Origin of the sequence: Planobispora rosea (assembly GCF_014648175.1) — a bacterium.
Taxonomy (GTDB): Bacteria; Actinomycetota; Actinomycetes; order Streptosporangiales; family Streptosporangiaceae; genus Planobispora; species Planobispora rosea.
Genome location: NZ_BMQP01000109.1, coordinates 1 through 2746 on the forward strand (window position 1 = coordinate 1; position 2746 = coordinate 2746).

Annotated in this window: 3 protein-coding genes; 2 read left to right on the top strand and 1 reads right to left on the bottom strand. The window is 72.4% G+C overall.

Annotated elements, in window-relative coordinates:
• Positions 1 to 759, bottom strand: a 759-nt coding sequence (locus IEZ08_RS38915) for a helix-turn-helix domain-containing protein (RefSeq protein WP_189244232.1), incomplete at its 3' end; no start/stop codon positions are given.
• Positions 760 to 953: 194 nt separating this feature from the next.
• Here IEZ08_RS38915 and IEZ08_RS38920 point away from each other — a divergent pair.
• Together IEZ08_RS38920 and IEZ08_RS38925 are read left to right on the top strand one after the other, a co-directional pair.
• Positions 954 to 2066 (top strand): NlpC/P60 family protein, encoded by a 1113-nt coding sequence (locus IEZ08_RS38920; protein WP_189244233.1) that lies wholly within the window; start codon positions 954 to 956, stop codon positions 2064 to 2066.
• A partial coding sequence (locus IEZ08_RS38925) for a hypothetical protein (RefSeq protein ID WP_229803966.1) occupies positions 2066 to 2746 on the top strand: 681 nt, incomplete at its 3' end. The genes IEZ08_RS38920 and IEZ08_RS38925, both read left to right, overlap by 1 nt.

Here is a 2746-nt window from a genome sequence, read left to right on the forward strand (position 1 = left end):
GCTGTAGGGCACCCGCTGGGCGGTGGCCGGGTTCCAGCTCTTGGCCCGCGCGACCACCTGGGCCCGGGTGATGGCCTCGGCGCGAGCGGCGGTGGGCGTCGAGACCGGCTCCTCCTCGCCGCTCGCCCCACTCCGGGAGAACGAACCGGCGATCATGAATCCGGCGACCACACCGGCCGACAGGCCCAGGACCGCCCCCACCCGGAACCGCCACCGGAGAAAGCCCGCCGGTCCGTGTGGCGCGGTCGTACCGGGCCCGGACGCTCCCCCGTCCGGTCCGGACGCCTCTCGGTCCGGTCCGGACGCCCCTCTGCCCGGCCCGGATACTTCTCCGCCCGGCCCCGGCGGCTCTCCGTATCCGCCAGAGGTCGCGGCCCCCTCCATCGCCTCACCCGGCTCGGGCACCCTCTCCGTGGCGCCCGTCCCCGGTTCCCCTCCCGCCTCCACCCGGTCCCGGTCGTCCGTCTCGGGCCCGTCCCCGGCCATCCGCCGGGCCTGGTCGGCCAGCTCCCACAGCGCGCGGAACCGGCGCTCGTCCTCGCGGCACAACCGGGCCAGCCCCTCCACGGCCTCCACCGGGATCCACGTCTCCCCGGCCAGCCACCGTCCCCAGGAGGACCGGCTCGCGTGCGTCGCCTGCTCCAGCGCCCGCAGGTCGAGCCCCGCCCGTTCCTTCAGGGCTCTCAGCTCTCCCAGGAGAACGCGGACCGGCTCGGGCAGATCGTCGGGTAACGGTCGCAGTCGCCGGCTTCGGCTCATGTTCCCGGCTCCATTCACCATGCTGGTTCGTCCCAACCTTGTCTCAGCGGCTCTGAGTCATCCCAGGTCACGTCTGCACCAAAGGGAGATATTGTCCCAACTTCACCGATTTCACGGCATGTTTCAGAAATTTCCTGTCAGTGTGTGGCCCGCCAGCTGGCCGAACCGATCCACGACGGGACCGAGGAGAGAACATGCCCCCAACCCCCAGCTTCTGGAACAGAGCGGGAAACCTGGCGCTCATCACCGTGACCGCATGCGGAAGCGCTCTGGTGCCGACGACCCCCGCGCAGGCGGCCTCCCACGCCCCCGCGCACCCGCTCGCGGCGCTCACCCCCACCCCGACACCGAGCCCGTCCGCGACCCCGAGCCCCTCCCCGACGCCGAGCCCCTCTTCGGAGCCGTCCGGAGAGCCGGAGAGTGTGGACACCCTGGCCGCCGTCGCCGCGGCCCCGATCACGCGGTCACAGATGATCGCTCGCGCGAAGACCTGGAACCCCGGCACCTCCAAGCGCGTGCCGTACAGCCAGACCAAGACCCGCGGCGGCTACCGCACCGACTGCTCGGGCTATGTGTCCATGGCCCTCGGCCTGGGCAAACCGGGGCCGATCACCGTGGGCCTGGCCAAGAGCACCTACACCCGTCCCATCCGGATCGCCGACTTGCGCAGGGGCGACCTGCTCATCGACGCCATCGGCAGCAACACCACCCGGCACGTCGTCATCTTCGACCGGTGGGCCGATGCCGGGCGCACCTCCTACTGGGCCTACGAGCAGCGCGGCGGCTACGGGACGGACTACCGCAAGCGCAGCTACGGCCTGTCGTCGGGCAGTGAGTACAAGCCCTACCGGGCGCTGAACATCCGCGAGGACGCCCCGGTGCCGCCGCCCACGATCACCCGTGCCCAGGTGATCGCGCGGGCCAAGAGCTGGAACCCGGCCACCGCCCAGCGGGTGCCCTACAGCCAGACCAAGACGCGCGGCGGCTACCGCACCGACGGCTCGGGTTACGTGTCGATGGCGCTGGGGCTGGGCAAGCCGGGGCCGATCACCGTCGATCTGGTCAAGTCCGCCTACACCCGCCCGATCGCCATGAGCCAGCTGCTCCAAGGCGATCTGGTGATCGACCCGGTCGGCGGCAACACCGCCCGCATGGTCGTCATCTTCGACCGGTGGGCCGACGCCAAGCGCACCTCCTACTGGGCCTACCAGCAGCGCGCCGGCTACGGCACCGACCACCGCGTCGTCACCCACGGGCTGAGGGCCGGCACCCAGTTCCGCGCCTACCGCCCCGTCAGGATCCGCTGATGCGCCGGTTGCGGACCCGCCCCGGTCCGCCGCGGGCCGGAGTGCTCGCGGTGGTGCTCCCGCTCGCGGGGGCCGCGGTCGTGGTCACCGCGGCCCCTGCGCCCGCCGCCACCGCCGCGCCCCTGCCGACCGCCCCCTGCGGCTCCAGAGGGGTGACGGCGCAGGACACGGAGCTGGCGGCCCGGCTCAACACCCGGCTGACGAAGAAGCTGCGCGGCTACATGGACGGCTACCGCGTCTCCTGCGCCCGGGCGGTGGTCGAGACCGTCCGCGCCCGGGGGCTTCCGCAGCGGGCGGCGGTCATCGCGATCACCACGGCCATCGTCGAGACGGGCATACGGAACATCAACCGCGAGGTGGACCACGACAGCCTGGGCGTGTTCCAGCAGCGCGCCACCTGGGGAAGCGCCGCCCAGCGGCTGAACGTGGCGTGGTCGACCGGCGCGTTCCTGGACAAGATGCTCCGCAAGTACCCCGACGGCTCCTGGCGTTCGGCGGTGGTGGGCGACGTCTGCCAGCGCGTACAGGTGTCGAAGTATCCCGAGCGGTACCAGCCGCAGGCGGGGGACGGGCAGATCATCGTCTCGGCGCTCTGGTCCGGGCCCGGCGTGGCCCGGGCTCAGGTGGTCGCGCGGGCCAAGAGCTGGAACCCGGCCACCGCCCAGCGGGTGCCCTACAGC

Coding starts and splice junctions, on each gene's coding strand:
- IEZ08_RS38920 (WP_189244233.1), top strand. CDS start 954: ATGCCCCCAACCCCCAGCTTCTGGAACAGAGCGGGAAACCTGGCGCTC.